The following is a 245-nucleotide window of genomic DNA, read 5'->3' as shown; positions in this document are numbered from 1 at the left end:
TCGTAGGCTTGGCTGGTCGCGAGGATAGCAATCCACCGCAACTGTCGGGCGGACAAAAACAGCGAGTCGGGATCGCCCGCGCGCTCGCTACCAATCCTGAGGTTCTCCTCTGTGACGAAGCGACAAGCGCGCTCGGCCCGAAGACGTCGGATTCGATTCTCGAACTGCTCGTCAGCATCAATAAAAAGCTCGGAATGACGATCGTCCTCGTCACGCATGGGATGCACGTCATCCAAATGATTTGT

Annotated in this window: 1 protein-coding gene; it reads left to right on the top strand. The window is 56.7% G+C overall.

All coding sequences use genetic code 11. The features are described 5' to 3' along the window. A partial coding sequence (locus AC2Q9J_RS18390; protein WP_499042167.1) for an ATP-binding cassette domain-containing protein occupies window positions 1-245 on the top strand: 245 nt, incomplete at both ends.

It is taken from the genome of Planococcus sp. RAB007_Raresut (genome assembly GCF_057369535.1).
The sequence above is the reverse complement of the archived record's forward strand: the minus strand, read 5'-3'. Positions and strand labels throughout refer to the sequence as shown.